Origin of the sequence: Acinetobacter sp. (genome assembly GCF_050285345.1) — a bacterium.
In the GTDB taxonomy this organism is placed as follows: domain Bacteria; phylum Pseudomonadota; class Gammaproteobacteria; order Pseudomonadales; family Moraxellaceae; genus Acinetobacter.
Genome location: NZ_JBLZXR010000148.1, coordinates 21,374 through 35,717, shown reverse-complemented (window position 1 = coordinate 35,717; position 14,344 = coordinate 21,374). Strand labels below are relative to the sequence as shown.

Annotated in this window: 13 protein-coding genes and 1 pseudogene; 4 read left to right on the top strand and 10 right to left on the bottom strand. The window is 41.4% G+C overall.

Annotation, left to right across the window (positions count from 1 at the left end; genetic code table 11):
• Positions 1-77: 77 nt before the first annotated feature.
• Both ACN6OV_RS12955 and ACN6OV_RS12950 read right to left on the bottom strand, forming a co-directional pair.
• A pseudogene (locus ACN6OV_RS12955) lies at positions 78-974 on the bottom strand (RNA-guided endonuclease InsQ/TnpB family protein); the annotation flags it as partial.
• Positions 975-1,171: 197 nt separating this feature from the next.
• Positions 1,172-1,741, bottom strand: a complete 570-nt coding sequence (locus ACN6OV_RS12950; protein ID WP_427953570.1) for an FMN-dependent NADH-azoreductase — start codon at positions 1,739-1,741, stop codon at positions 1,172-1,174.
• Between the two features lie 249 nt (positions 1,742-1,990).
• Here ACN6OV_RS12950 and ACN6OV_RS12945 point away from each other — a divergent pair, with 249 nt between their 5' ends.
• On the top strand, positions 1,991-3,178 hold the full coding sequence (locus ACN6OV_RS12945; protein ID WP_427953568.1) for a GGDEF domain-containing protein: 1,188 nt from the start codon (positions 1,991-1,993) through the stop codon (positions 3,176-3,178).
• Positions 3,179-3,213: 35 nt separating this feature from the next.
• On the opposite strand, the gene ACN6OV_RS12940 is transcribed toward ACN6OV_RS12945, so the two are convergent.
• From ACN6OV_RS12940 to ACN6OV_RS12920, 5 genes are all read right to left on the bottom strand, one after another.
• On the bottom strand, positions 3,214-3,882 hold the full coding sequence (locus ACN6OV_RS12940) for a glutathione S-transferase family protein (RefSeq protein WP_427953566.1): 669 nt from the start codon (positions 3,880-3,882) through the stop codon (positions 3,214-3,216).
• 10 nt (positions 3,883-3,892) lie between these two features.
• Positions 3,893-5,695, bottom strand: a complete 1,803-nt coding sequence (dsbD, locus tag ACN6OV_RS12935; RefSeq protein WP_427953564.1) for a protein-disulfide reductase DsbD — start codon at positions 5,693-5,695, stop codon at positions 3,893-3,895.
• 54 nt (positions 5,696-5,749) lie between these two features.
• Positions 5,750-6,520: a transporter gene (locus tag ACN6OV_RS12930; RefSeq protein WP_427953562.1), complete on the bottom strand. Its 771-nt coding sequence runs from the start codon at positions 6,518-6,520 to the stop codon at positions 5,750-5,752.
• Between the two features lie 14 nt (positions 6,521-6,534).
• On the bottom strand, positions 6,535-7,077 hold the full coding sequence (locus ACN6OV_RS12925) for an ankyrin repeat domain-containing protein (RefSeq protein ID WP_427953560.1): 543 nt from the start codon (positions 7,075-7,077) through the stop codon (positions 6,535-6,537).
• Between the two features lie 141 nt (positions 7,078-7,218).
• On the bottom strand, positions 7,219-7,581 hold the full coding sequence (locus ACN6OV_RS12920; RefSeq protein WP_427953558.1) for an HPF/RaiA family ribosome-associated protein: 363 nt from the start codon (positions 7,579-7,581) through the stop codon (positions 7,219-7,221).
• 501 nt (positions 7,582-8,082) lie between these two features.
• Here ACN6OV_RS12920 and ACN6OV_RS12915 point away from each other — a divergent pair.
• Positions 8,083-8,823 carry an outer membrane protein OmpK gene (locus tag ACN6OV_RS12915; RefSeq protein ID WP_427953556.1) on the top strand — a complete coding sequence of 247 codons (741 nt, stop codon included), beginning with the start codon at positions 8,083-8,085 and terminating at the stop codon, positions 8,821-8,823.
• 95 nt (positions 8,824-8,918) lie between these two features.
• The gene (locus ACN6OV_RS12910) at positions 8,919-9,419 is read left to right on the top strand and encodes an N-acetyltransferase family protein (RefSeq protein ID WP_427953554.1); all 501 of its coding nucleotides are present in this window, start codon (positions 8,919-8,921) and stop codon (positions 9,417-9,419) included.
• 19 nt (positions 9,420-9,438) lie between these two features.
• Here the strand turns inward: ACN6OV_RS12910 and ACN6OV_RS12905 are convergent, their stop codons facing one another.
• The 3 genes from ACN6OV_RS12905 to ACN6OV_RS12895 all read right to left on the bottom strand — a co-directional run bounded on the left by ACN6OV_RS12905 (position 9,439) and on the right by ACN6OV_RS12895 (position 12,731).
• Positions 9,439-9,921 (bottom strand): DUF1877 family protein, encoded by a 483-nt coding sequence (locus tag ACN6OV_RS12905; RefSeq protein WP_427953552.1) that lies wholly within the window; start codon positions 9,919-9,921, stop codon positions 9,439-9,441.
• 156 nt (positions 9,922-10,077) lie between these two features.
• Complete coding sequence (gene parE, locus ACN6OV_RS12900; RefSeq protein WP_427953550.1) at positions 10,078-11,958, bottom strand: DNA topoisomerase IV subunit B; 1,881 nt, start codon at positions 11,956-11,958, stop codon at positions 10,078-10,080.
• A gap of 146 nt (positions 11,959-12,104) precedes the next feature.
• The gene (locus tag ACN6OV_RS12895; RefSeq protein WP_427953548.1) at positions 12,105-12,731 is read right to left on the bottom strand and encodes a YqiA/YcfP family alpha/beta fold hydrolase; all 627 of its coding nucleotides are present in this window, start codon (positions 12,729-12,731) and stop codon (positions 12,105-12,107) included.
• A gap of 244 nt (positions 12,732-12,975) precedes the next feature.
• Here ACN6OV_RS12895 and ACN6OV_RS12890 point away from each other — a divergent pair, with 244 nt between their 5' ends.
• Positions 12,976-14,307 carry a DUF7379 domain-containing protein gene (locus ACN6OV_RS12890; protein WP_427953546.1) on the top strand — a complete coding sequence of 444 codons (1,332 nt, stop codon included), beginning with the start codon at positions 12,976-12,978 and terminating at the stop codon, positions 14,305-14,307.
• Positions 14,308-14,344 lie beyond the last annotated feature (37 nt).

Sequence of the window (14,344 nt, the reverse complement as noted above, 5' to 3'; positions counted from 1 at the left end):
ATCAAATGTAGTTGCCATAATGCATCATTCCTGTTTTTAACAGTTTAAGGAAATGACACAGTTTTTTGAACACTACCACACGAACAGATTTGGGAGGTGAAACTCTCATTGACTTCTTCAAACAATACGCCTGCGTTCTCGCATTTATACTTGAGCATTGTTTTTAGTGCCGAAAATCCTGTGTCTAAGACAGATTTCGCCATTTTAGTTTTTACGAGTCTCTTGGCACTGAGATCACCAACAACAATCAGTGCATTTTCCTTAACAAGCATGGTGCTTGCTTTGTGCAAATGATCTTTACGACAATTTGCAATCTTAGCGTGTAATGCACGTACACGCTTCTTGTTGTTTGCTCGTTGAGCAATAGCTAGTTTCTGTTCATATTTTCGATAGAACTTAGGATTTGAAATCACTGTGCCATCTGAACAGGTAGCAAGATCTTTTAATCCTAGATCAATACCTATGGCTTTAGTTGAAGTCGGTTTATCTTGCTTTGCTGTATTTACCACAAGGCACACATACCAACGCCCACGGCTATCCTCAACAAATGAGCCTGTTCTAACGCTGTATTTGCTTAAGCCGTAGCTATCCCAAATTTTGAATTGATGTTTACCATATTGAACATATCCATCAGCGTATTTGATCGCTACTTTCTTAAACGGTATCCATCCAAGTGATCTTCTTGCAGATTTCTTGTTACTCACACGCCATTTAAGTTTGGCTTTTTTGAACTGCTTTCTGCGTGTGACTAATTCTTCGGTGACAGCCTGAATGGTTTGGCTGTGCAAATTAAGCAGTTTTGATGCGCCTTTGGTGTATTGAGCAATATCAAATGCAGATAGAAATCCACCTGTTCTTTTTAGGTGTTTAAAGCTTAAATCATTCACATAATTCCAAACAAAATTCACCTCAGATGCTAATTGAATCAGCACCTTTGCATGTTGGTCTTTTATGCGAAGTTTAAGTGTTTTCATGTGCTTATTTTAACAATAATATTTTAAGTAATGAGCAACAAAGATATTTAATACGACATTCCATGTCGTATGGCTTACGCCAGTCACTTATATCCTCGTGCTGAACCACGAGGTTTTACGCTCCAAGTGATAAAAAAAGAGGTCAGCGGGTGCTGACCTCCAAATGAGGAACATTCAAAAATCGTACAGCTTCAATATTAGATGGCTTGAATCTGTGCTTGTGCAGCAGTCATCGCTTGTTGTTTTATCTCTGCACCCATGTTGACCCCTTCGGCACGGATAATTTCAACATCCGTAACACCGGTGAAGTTGAACACAGTTTTCAATAAACCTTCTTGATAGTCGACTGGGCTGTCATCACCGTATACACCACCACGGCTACTGGCAATATAAACTTTCTTTTCACCCGCCAAGCCGACAGCACCTTGTTCAGTATATTTAAAGGTACGACCTGCAACACTGATACGGTCAATCCATGCTTTCAAAGTTGAAGGCAGGCCAAAGTTATACATTGCAGCACCCACCACCACGACATCGGCATCCAAATATTGTTGTAACAATTGCTCACCTAAAGCAGATTGTTCAGCATCTTGTCCCATCAGAATTTGACTGCTTAAGTGCGGGATATGCTGTACCGCTAAATCAAGATGCTGAATTTCAGCCTCTGCACCATATTTTTGCTGTAACTGTTTAACAATATTCGCACTTAATTGACGTGATACAGATGCGTCACCCATGATACTTGAGTCGATATGGAGAATTTTCATTACAGAACCTAAAGCTTTTGTTTTAACTTGGGCTCATTATAATCAGCACATATAAATAGAATAATCCCTATTGTTATAACACTACGTTTTATTTTTAGAACAATATTTTGTCGTGGCCACTGTGCATTCAAAATAACGAGGTCACTATAGGTCATTATCAATCGAGATTTTTCGTGTTAGTGTTATCAGCATAAGAACGCTATAAATTTTTAAGAAAAACGGATAACTCGAACAAGGCAATTCTGCAGGATGAAGTTAATATCAAACATACGTGACGTGATCCTCCGCAACCAAGTCAGCCAGTATTTACTAGAAGATGAACTGGTTATGAATTGGAGCATCCTGAAAAAATGTATGCTGATGCTGATTTTGGGATCGGCCATTCATCTGCTGTGGATCATTTGGAAGTGGCATATTTTGGTCACACCAGACTTATGGCAATGGGTAAACCTTTCCTTAGTCAAATCACAACTTTGGGTCAATCTCATCTTTTTTGCATTGATGATTGGCTTAATTTGGCCTTGTTATGCATGGAAAGATCACCCCACGATACAACTGGCATTACCGTATTTATCCATCGGGTTATTCATTATTTCACTGTGCCGTGATGGTTATTTGGTTGGCGTAATGAGCCCTGCCACTATGATTTCCTATGTCAGCCTGATTACGGTGGGACTCGTGCTTTTCCCGCGAAAAATTGTCTATAGCATGCTGATTCCGGCGACGATTTTTTTATCGGTCTGCATGTATCTGAGTTATAAGGATGCAATTCCTTATGCGCCGATCTTTCAGCCACATGCCTATGGCTATCAAAATAGCTTCTGGTTATTTTCGATGATTTTTTTCATCATCCCGATTGTCTTGACCTGTCTGGTATTATTTGAAACTTTACTCAGCCAATGGCGGCATCGGGAACGTTTAATTCAAAATTTAAGTCAAGTCGATCCGCTCACCAACCTGTTTAATCGGCGCAGTATTAATACTTGCTTGGAACGACTCGATCGGTCTCTTGCGGCAAACTATGCGTTGGTATTGCTCGATTTAGACCATTTCAAACGGATTAATGATCAGTATGGACATCATAAAGGCGATGAAGTCCTGATCTTGGTAAGTAATATTTTGAATCAACAACTACGCGACAGCGATATCGTAGGCCGCTTTGGTGGTGAAGAATTTATTTTGGTGTTAAAAAATTCAAATCTTGAGCAAGCCATCCATGCCGCTGAACGTTGTCGAAAAGCCATTGCACAGCTAGAAGTTTTCAGTGAGGATGGTCATCTTTTCCAAGTCACAGCAAGTTTCGGAATTGCCGTTTCGACCCCTGAATTACGTCCACAACAGCTGTTAACCCATGCGGATCAAGCCTTATATGCTGCAAAAGCCAGTGGACGCAATAAGGTGATGGCCTATACCCATCAAGAAAGTGTAGCCATTTAATTTAATATATCAAAGACAAAGCTCGATGCATATATTTAACGTGCGTATTGCTCCATTCTCGCCAAAGTTTGCTCTGCTTGCGCAGCTTCTACCCAGAGCGCCACGGCAGGATGCTGCAACACCTGTTGCATATAAAGCTCTGTATCAGCACTGACAGGCAACTGAAAGGCCTTGAAACGCATCACTACGGGTGCAAAAAAAGCATCTGCAATACTAAACTCCCCACAGAGAAAAGCTGAAGCCTGTGGTCGCTGCGCCCAAATATATTCAATACGAGCCACATCCTCCCGCAGTTCGGCATGTGCATCCCAGAGTATTTTGCCCTGTGTACTAAAATCGGCCTGAATATTCATTCCGCATAAACTGCGCAATGCAGCAAAGCTACTGTGCATTTCAGCACTCACACTTCGTGCCCATGCACGCTGTGCAATATCTTTCGGCCAAAGCGCATGTTCTGGATATTTTTCTGCAAGGTATTCACAAATCGCTAAAGAATCCCAAATCAATAACTCGCCATCTTTTAAAACCGGCACTTTGGCATTGTCATGGAGTGCTTTCAGGGTTTGCTTAAACGGACCACCCGCTAGGTCTTCCGAAAATGGAATCATGCGCTCCTGAAAAGGCAGATGAAAGGCTCGTAATACCAACCATGGGCGCATCGACCATGAGGAATAATTTTTATTGGCAATATATAGTTGCATCATGCTCACACTCCTACTCTACGGCTTGGAATTTTTCTAATTGCTGTAACAGTTCTGCTTCGGTAAATGTCCCGGTTAAACGTAAACCACGAATTTCTTGATGTGACGAATTTAAAAATAAATAGGTTGGTGGTCCCAAAATATCCCATTGATTTAATAAGGCTTGATGAGAGCTATCATACTGACTTAAATCAAGTTTGATGAGATAATATGGTGCGAGTGCCTGCTGCACAGCAGCTGATTTCAAGACTTGATGTTCGATCGGCTGACACGCGACACACCAATCCGCATAGACATCAATAATTGCCTGTTGACCTTGCGGAATCTCAGCCAATAATTGCTGAAACTCAACAGTAGTATGCGCCACCTGCCAATTGGCCTGTGTCGAGTTTTGTGTTACTAAAAAACGTTGGCTGTGCTGAAACTGACTATACACCATGTAAGGTAAAGCGAGACAGAGCACAAGAATATACAGCCATTTCAGCTGTGTACTGCGCCATAAAATACGCCACAACACATAGGCACAAAAAATAATCCCTAGTCCAAGCGAGAGCCATTGCAACCAGCCCTCACTGATTAATGGACGGATGAAATACAGCGCCAATGCCAACATAATAAAGGCGAACAGTACCTTGATTTGATTCATCCACATGCCTGCTTTAGGCAGCACGCGAGAACCCCAAACACTGGCCAGTAAAAGCGGCGTTCCCATACCAAAACCCAAGGTGAACAACAACAATGCACCTTGCCACTGACTATGGGTTTGGGAAATAAACAATAAAGCCCCTGCCAATGGAGCCGTCATACATGGACCGACCAATAAGGCCGAAATCATGCCCATGACCCCAGCACTAACCAAACTCCCACCTTTTTGCATCGATTGGGCTTGGTCTAAGCGATTGATCCAACTGCGTGGTAATTTCAGCTCAAACAAACCAAATAGGTTTAGGGCAAAAACCATAAATAGCAAGCTAAAAGCAATTAATGTTGAGGGCTGTTGCAACCAACGCTGAAAGCTTAGCCCCGCAGATGACGCTACTAACCCCAATACTGCATAGACCGTGGCCATACTGGTTACGAAGGTCAGTGCAATCATCCACGCTTTTAAGCCACGGCTGTCGCGGACAATCAATGACGTCAAAATCGGCAGCATAGGCAAGGAACATGGAGTAAAAGCCAATAAAAAACCCAAGCCAAAAAAGAGTAAAAGCCCATAAAAAATCGAGCTTTGAGCTAATTTTTCTGACCACATTTGATCCGTTGCGGTAAATGTTGTGCTTGATGTTAATTCTGTATTTTCAGCACGTTGCTGGTCTAAATTTAAATCTACAGTTGCAGTTTGTTCAGCTGATGTGTCTGTGGCTAAATCGAGTAGGCGCTTGGAGGAATTGGCAAGGTTTTGTTGGGTCACCAAGCCATTTTCATCGGTTTGAAACTCGGTTTTCTGGGGGGGATAACAGACGCGATCTTTGGCACAGCCCTGCCAAGTGACCTGATAAGTTTGCATTTTTTGCGTCGGAATATTGAAACGCAACTGCTGGTAATACACTTGAGTATGACCATAGTTATCATCTTGCAAATCTTCTGCAGGGGGTAAATCCAACTGAAGGCGCTGATGACCCTGTTTGACTTCAATTTTATGTTGATACAAATAGTAATGTGCTGGAATTTTCCAGCTCAATTCTGCTTGTTCAGCATTCTTTGAAACAACCGTAACAGGAAAAGCCTCATCGGCAGAAAGCAAGGCCTCCTGCGCTGAAATACCCATACTGAACGTCAGCATCCCTGCTGCCGCAACACACATCCATTGTTTCATTCAGTTGAATTCACCCTCGGTTTATCGGCCTACAACTCGGCTAATACTCAAGTTTTAGAATAAATATGAGACACCTAAAGCTGATTGATAGTTTTTATGGTCACCCAACAGTTCCAAACCGACACTGGCATCGAATTGCATACGGTCAGAGACGGCATAAATTAGGCCTGAAGCCAAAGAAATTTCCTCATCAGTACTTTCGGCTTTGCGATAAACCAATTCAGAAAAACCAGATAAATTACCCACAATTTGATAATCCATTCCCGGAATCGCTGTCACCGCCCAATCACTGTTCTGGATTTCATAACGCATGTTAATTGAGGTATTTACAGTATCATTATACTTATATGCTACAGCTGAACTTAGGCTATAAATATCATCTTCATGACTAAATCCTTCATTACCTGTTGCCAGCACAGCTTCAGCAAGAATCGCCATTGATAATCTGTCATCATTCAAATCAATGGCTTTTTTCAAACCAATACTGACATCACCTAAACCATCATCTTCAACAGATTTTCCCGCCACTTTGCTTTTTGACCAAGTCGGTCCCTGCCAACCTAGTTGCAATTCAAGATCTTGAGCTAAACCAGTACGAAACAACATATCTGCATTTAAGGTCGTAGTTTTTACTTTCTCGCCATTTTCATTACGGCTTTCAGCATAATTGGCATTCGGCAAACTTTGCTCCCACGCCAAACGACCGACTGGAGTAATGCCTGTGCTCATCCCCGCTCCGGGACGATCAAAGGAAAAATCTGCGGCCATTACAGGCAGACTCAACGCAGAAAGCGCAGCAATACTGAAAATTTTAGATACAGTCATGTTGATTCTCTCAATTAAGCTAATTCTTTGGTCATTTTTGCGCCATGGCTACGCAACAGTTCTAACGTTTGTTTTTCTTCATCCAATGCTTCTGACCAGTTGATCGCATCAAAATCACAGTCAAAAAATAATTCACTAATTGATGACAAAATAGTGAGCCCATCGCTATCGATCATGTTTGGATTGACTTTTTCATCGAGTAAGCGCTGAACTGCCGGCACACAAGCCGCACTTGCAGCATCCCACAATGGACCATAAATTTCTTCTGCATCCCATAAATGCACATTGGCTTTTGCCTGAATTAAAGCATCTAAAATATCCATATGCACTTGGAGCTGTTGTTGTTTTTGTTCTTGGCTCAACGGTTGTCCTGCTTCATAAGCCTCACAAACCATTTCCCACCATTTAAATAAGCCATCTGACCAAACTGAAATAGCTGGACCTTTTTCAAAATCGACAAAATTAGGACTGAGACCATCTGCTAACAGGTGTTGCACCTGTGCAAGATCCTGTTGTTCTAAAGCCTGCACAAAAAGCTGTTGTTGTGCTGTTAACATTTGGGAAGCTCACTTCAAATTATTTTGATCTATTATGCCGAATAAAGCGCTGTTTGTTTGAAATTCCTTAAAACAAAACACAAAAAATAAAAGTCATAAAAAAAGCCCCGTTCAATTCGGGGCTTTCTTCAAATCTGTAACTTATTCGTCGCCAAGATCATCAGCTTCAGCAAAAGCAGGTTGTGTACTGCGCGGATTCTCTTTCTTTTCAAACACATGTTCTAGACTACGTTTGAGTCGATCAATCGCACCATGAATTGCAGTATCTACATTATGACCACGATGATTTACAACAACAGGCTTCAATCCTGCTGGACGTGCTTCGATCATACACTTGATATCGTCGCTACCGCCCTTATCCCCATTTTCATCACTTAAATGCACCGAAAAGTGGGTAATGCGTTCACTGTGGCGCTGAAATTCTTCATTAAGTTCTGCACGAACGTAAGTTATTAATCGATCACTGTTTGGAATGTTTTTGTCTGTACGGATTTCAATGTTCATAATATCATCCTCATATCTATCTGTATTAGCTATAAATATTTGTGCAAAACTTATTATCTTGGCACGTTACACTTGCTGTTTAAATCACAGCAATGACCATCTTCAATTTCGTTTGGAACATTGTCCTCCACATTGAATGATGAACACTTTAGAGTCTGCAGATCCGTGTCCTTATACTTCGAATATCGGTCTTAAGTTAAAATTTTGCAAGTGCTATTTTGATATTTTTTTTAAAACCTTAGTAAAAGTACGTCTTTATTGTTTTTTTGACACGATTTAGTTGAATTTAGTCCTATTTTTGTTGTTTTATGCGGACGATTTTATTTAATAAATCCGATATTTAAGTTCAGCTATTATTTACTCATGAACTCAAAGGCCCAAAAAATACATGCAACGAGCATTTTAAACTTATAAGTTTTTTTTAACCGTTAATTCAAATTTGACTTTATTTTTGCTTAAGAATCTGTATCCTTGCAGTGCTTCTTGGGGGAGATACTGTTAATGAAACTTACACAATTAGTTGCGTCATGCGCTTTAGCTACAACTGCTGCATTTACACAAGCTGCGCCAGTATGGCAAGATTTTAGCATTACAGGTTTATATGGTGAAAATTACAAATCACCTTATGTGACTGGTGATGAAAAAATCGAGCAAAATACAGTGACCTTTGAATATGGTGCTGGCTTTAAATATGGTGACTTCTTTGCCTTTGCTGACCGCACAAATAACGATTCAGATGGCAATGAAACTTACTTTGAAGTTTCGCCACGTGTAAGTTTAGGTGCAGTTTCTGGCCAAAAACTTTCTGTTGGTCCAATTAAAGACGTTTTAATTGCAACCACTTGGGAAGGCGGCAACGATTTCAATAACTACCTTTATGGTGTAGGTTTTGATCTTGATATCCCATATTTTCAATATGCACAATTGAACTTCTATAAAGTGGATAATGACAAAAAAGTGTCACAAGATGATTATCAAATGACATTTACGTATGGCGTTCCATTTAAAGTTGGCGCAGAAGATTTTCTTGTCGATGGTTTCCTAGATTGGTCAACTGCCGAAGATGACCATGCAAGTGAATTAAACTGGACCACTCAATACAAATGGAATGTGGGTAAACACATTTCTCCAGATACTCGTTTATACGTAGGTATTGAACATTCTGTTTGGAACAATAAATACGGCAACAAATCTGGCATTAATCAAAATGATGTCAGTGCTTTAGTGAAATACCACTTCTAAGCAACATATGAAGACCTAAAAAGCAAGACGACTGTCTTGCTTTTTTTATGCCTAAAAGCAGACAATCAAATGAATTTCTTCATCTAACTATAACCATGACCTTTTGCATTCGCCCTGCCACATCTAATGATCTTCCGGCCATTATGGCGATTTATAATCATGAAGTTTTACATGGTTTTGCGACATGGAATGATCAGACCTATGCGCTTGAATATTTTCAACAAAAGCTTAATGAGTTTAGGGTGCAGCAGTATCCCTTCTTTGTGATTGCAGAACAAAAGACCCAGCAAATTGCAGGTTATGCCGATTATGCGACCTTTCGAAATTTCACAGGTTACCGCCATACTGTCGAACATTCGGTCTATATTGACCCAAGCTATGCACGAAAAGGCTTAGGTGCAGAGTTATTAAATCATTTAATTAAGTATGCTAAAGCACATGAGGTTCATGTGATGATCGCAGCTATTGATCACGGCAACACAGCCTCGATCGCACTCCATGAAAAATTTGGCTTTAAGCAAACAGGTTATATGCCTGAGGTGGGACAAAAATTTGGTACATGGCGCGATTTGGTGCTGATGCAATTGATTTTATAATCAATTGCTCAACCTATTTTTAAATCAGCCTTTCTAAGCGAATACTATCTTGGATGACACTCAGCACGGTTAAATTCTGCCGTACAGCATCACGGTACATATTCTGAAGTTGTAGATAAATCAGTTTCAGTTCAGCCAATTTAAGCTCATGTTCAGGTGCGATATCCGCAATAGACAACTGATAGCGTTTTTTAATTTCTTCAACACTCAATGCCAACAAGGCTTGATGAATTTCAGCAACCCGAACGACAGTATTGTAATGTACCGCCAAACTCAAACCCGGACGACGATCTGAAATTGGATGTTCAGCCTGAATCGCATAGGCCAAAGGCGTATCTGAATGACTTTGAGGGTTCAGCAACTGATTGAGCACATCCCATGCTTGACCTAAAAAAAGGGAATGCTGCATAAATGGCGAATCTAACACATCCTGCGGAGTTTCCGCTTCCAAAATTAAAATTTCTAAATCATTCGGTTGCACCAAATATAAAATTGCGTCCATATTCTTATCTTCTTGTTATTGCTTAAGTTCAGACTAATACAGTTTGCACAAAAAATATGCAGACAATTTGTATTTTTAACACGTGGATGTTTTTAGATTAGATATAAAAAGCCCGCGATTGCGGGCTTCAATATTAACGATATAGAAAATGGTCGATTAGACGGCTAAATCAGCCAAGTTCCCTTTTTGCTCTAACCAATGTTTACGGTCCGATGAGCGTTTTTTGGCCAGCAATTTATCTAATAGGCTGGCAGTAAAATGCATATCATCCAAATCAAGCTGGACTAAACGACGAGTATCTGGATCCATCGTCGTTTCCCGTAATTGACTGGCATTCATCTCGCCCAATCCTTTGAATCGGGTGATTTGTGGATTTTTGGTTTTGCATTTTTTCAAAATACTTTCCAATTCATCCTCATCCAAAGCGTAATGTACGTCTTTATTATCATCAATTCGGAATAATGGTGGCATCGCTACAAACAAATGCCCTTCTTCGACCAAAGCAGGGAAATGTTTCACAAACAGCGCACAGAGCAAAGTCGCAATATGCAGACCATCCGAGTCCGCATCGGCCAAAATACACACCTTGCCATAACGTAATTCAGACAGGTCATCACTGCCCGGATCGACACCAATCGCAATAGCAATATCATGCACTTCTTGCGATGCCAGCACTTCATCCGAAGAGACTTCCCACGTATTTAAAATCTTACCGCGAATCGGCATGATCGCTTGGAAGTTCTTATCTCGCGCTTGTTTCGCTGAACCGCCCGCAGAGTCCCCTTCCACAATAAACAGTTCAGATTCTTCTAGGGTATGTCCCACACAGTCGGCCAATTTACCCGGCAAAGCAGGACCCGATACAATCCTTTTTCGTTCTACTTTTTTCGCTGCTTTTAAACGACGACCAGCTTTGGCAATCACCATTTCAGCCAATTGCATTGCGATATCTGAGTTTTGGTTCAACCACAAGGCAAAGGCATCTTTGGCAATATTCAGCATGATCCCCGAAGCTTCACGACTCGATAAACGCTCTTTGGTTTGCCCTGAAAACTGTGGTTCTTGGAATTTTAACGACAGAATAAAGTTCACACCGTCCCAAACATCTTCAGCAGAGAGTTTCATGTTGCGTGGTAATAAATTACGCAATTCACAGAACTCACGAATTGCATCGGTCACCCCTGAACGTAAACCGTTGACATGGGTACCGCCTTGCGCGGTGGGTATTAAGTTGACATAACTTTCTTGAATCTGCTCGCCGCCTTCAACATTCCAGCAAATCGCAAACTCAGCACTGGCACGTTCGGCTTCACCAGTCGCCACAAATGCAGGTGCAGGCACGATGTCGCGTTCTTGCAGCTCATCCATCAAATAGTCCACTAGACCATTTTCAAACTGCCATTCGATCTTTTCATTGTTGATCTGATCGACATAAATGATCTGCAAGCCTGCTGCTAAAACCGCTTTGGCTTTTAAATTGTGCTTTAACGCTTTCAGGGCAAATTTAGGTGAGTCAAAATATTTGCCTTCAGGCCAAAAATGCACAGTGGTACCAGTTGCACGTTTAGCACATTTACCTTCCAAGACTTCAAGCGGTGCAACAGGTTCACCATGCTCAAAGGCCATTTTATACAGATTGCCTTGACGCTGAACTTCTACTTCAATCCTGTTCGACAGCGCGTTGACCACCGAAATCCCGACACCATGCAAACCACCCGAGAACTGATAGTTGTCGGTGCTGAACTTACCGCCAGCATGTAATTTGGTCAGAATAATTTCAATCCCGCTTTGACCATATTCAGGATGAATATCTACAGGCATCCCGCGACCATTATCTTCGACCGATAATGAACCGTCTTTATATACCGTGACGGTAATTTTGTTAGCATGACCTGCAAGTGCTTCATCGACGGCGTTATCTATCACTTCCTGTGCCAAATGGTTCGGTCGTGTTGTGTCTGTGTACATCCCCGGACGGCGACGTACCGGATCCAGGCCAGATAAAACTTCAAGTGATTGAGCCGTATATTGCGTCACGTTGCAAAATTCCCTGCTTTTGAGTTAAAACATTTTCTTCGAGCGCTACAGTATATGCTTTTTTATTAAAATGCATATCTCTAGGCATCAGTCGCCATTTTCTTCATCAATTTAAACGTCAAATAATGTCGCAATGCTCCATTTCACTATTTTTTGTTGGAGTTCTTGATATTCTGTGATGATAGGTTTTTGACGGCGTCAGTTAAAAACTGCAAGACCATCGGAATTTTTTCTGCAAAATCATCCATGCCATGGTTGCCGCCAACGTCAGTCATCACCAAGGCCATCCCTGCTTGTGCTGCACTATAAAACTGTTGTGCCTCGCGATAATCCAGCGTTTCATCTCCTTGCTGTAACAACACCAGCAAAAGTTCAGGTTGTGCAATCTGTGTCACGGCAAGGGTCTGCATATCATTCAATTGTGCATCATCAAGGCTCCATGTCGCATTCACGCGATAAGGCAACGTCACTTCTGCAAATAACGCACGAAACAATTGCCATGGTCGAATCGCAGGATTAATCAAAACCGTTGGAATTTGATAATGCGCCATCAATTGAGTGGCATAGAACCCGCCTAAACTACTGCCTACCAGTACCACGTGATCAAGAGACTCGATTAAAGCCGAGAGCTCAGTGATGACTTGTTTCGGAGGTGCATTCAAGTCAGGTAAATGTACAGTAATTTCTGGGAATTGAGCGAGGTACTTTTTTAACAGTTGACCTTTGATTGAATTTTTACTGCTTTGAAAGCCATGTAAATACACGAGATTCATGCTTTAATTCCTAAAGAAGCATTTTATTTCAGCGAACAATTGATTTATAAATACAGAATAAATCACATGTTAGGCGTTTTTATTTTTCATAAAATTGTCTGACAAAAAACTTTCATCCCTCTGCCTGTTCTCTGTATTGTAAAGATGGCTCATGAAAATTTTATAAAATAAACAATGAAACACCACCCGATTCCAGCGAAAAATAAAATCAGGTATTGGGTCTGAATGTAAGGATTGGAAAACGATGCCAAGTTTAACACCGTTGCATGAAACTTATTGCAAATGGGACCGTACACCACCAAGCCAAGCAGATGTTTTGGAGGGACTGGCGCAGTTGGTAACGATGCCTTTTAGCGATGTGGCGCATGACTTAATCAAAAACATTCAGCGTGAAATCCTCATCAGTCTTTTTGGCATGAGTGAACAAGGCTCCAAAGCCTTTCATAAACATCCCACTATTGCCCGACTTTATGAATTTTCTTACAACACCTTTTTTAATTATGGGAACTACCTGCTCGCACCCACCTTGCGTAGCATTATTGAAAAATTCCCGCGCTTACATGAAAAATCCTTAACCCCATCGCTACATTTTTTAGTCGGTGCACTCAATGGGGTACTGGGCGATTATTTACTGAAATATCATAATCCGATGGCTCTACCAATGGTGGTCTATGATCATTATGGCTCGGTACAACAAGGTGAATTGACTGGCCGCATTACCCTGTTGGTACATGGTCTGTGTATGAATCACCTTTCGTGGTCAACCTCAAAATATGGCGGTATTGGCGAGAAACTGCTGTCACAGCGCGACCACAACACCATGCTCTACCTCAACTACAACACTGGTCGGCGTATTTCCGCCAATGGCCGTAGCCTTGCCAATACATTGGAAGATCTGGTGCGTCGTAATCCGGACATTACCAGTATCGACTTGATTGGCCACAGTATGGGCGGTTTAGTGTCTCGAAGTGCCATTTTCTACGGCAAACAAAATATGCAGCAGTGGGTTCACCAAGTGGAAAATTTGGTCTGCTTGGGCTCACCACATCATGGCGCAGTACTGGAACGTTTTGGCTTTAACTTACAGGATCAACTCGGTCGTTTCCCATTGGTTAAAATCGTGGGTCACATCGTCAATATTCGCAGTAACGGTATTTTAGATTTACGTTATGGCAGTGTCCGCGATGATGATTGGGAACACAATGATGTGCGGATTGGATTGATGGATGACAATCGCAAACCGGCACCGATTCCTTCGCATATCAATACCTATTTGGTGGCGGGAACCATTGAATATGAACATCGCCGCAATAAAACTCGTCATGTAATTGGGGATTATTTGGTGAGTGTAAAAAGTGCCTTGGGTGAGCACCCGAATGCGCGCTATCAATTGAAAGTGCCTGATTCACACAAAGCCATTTTTTATGGTCTCAACCATTTTGAAATTCAGCATCATCCGCAAGTGGCTGAACAAATTGTGCATTGGTTTTATCCAAATAATGAAGACAAAGCCTATGAACATATTTATGAATTCATGCTGGATTTAGACAGTATGGAAGGCATTGCATTGACTTAAGCCGCTGATCTGGTCAATAAAGAAGCCCTCAATTTGA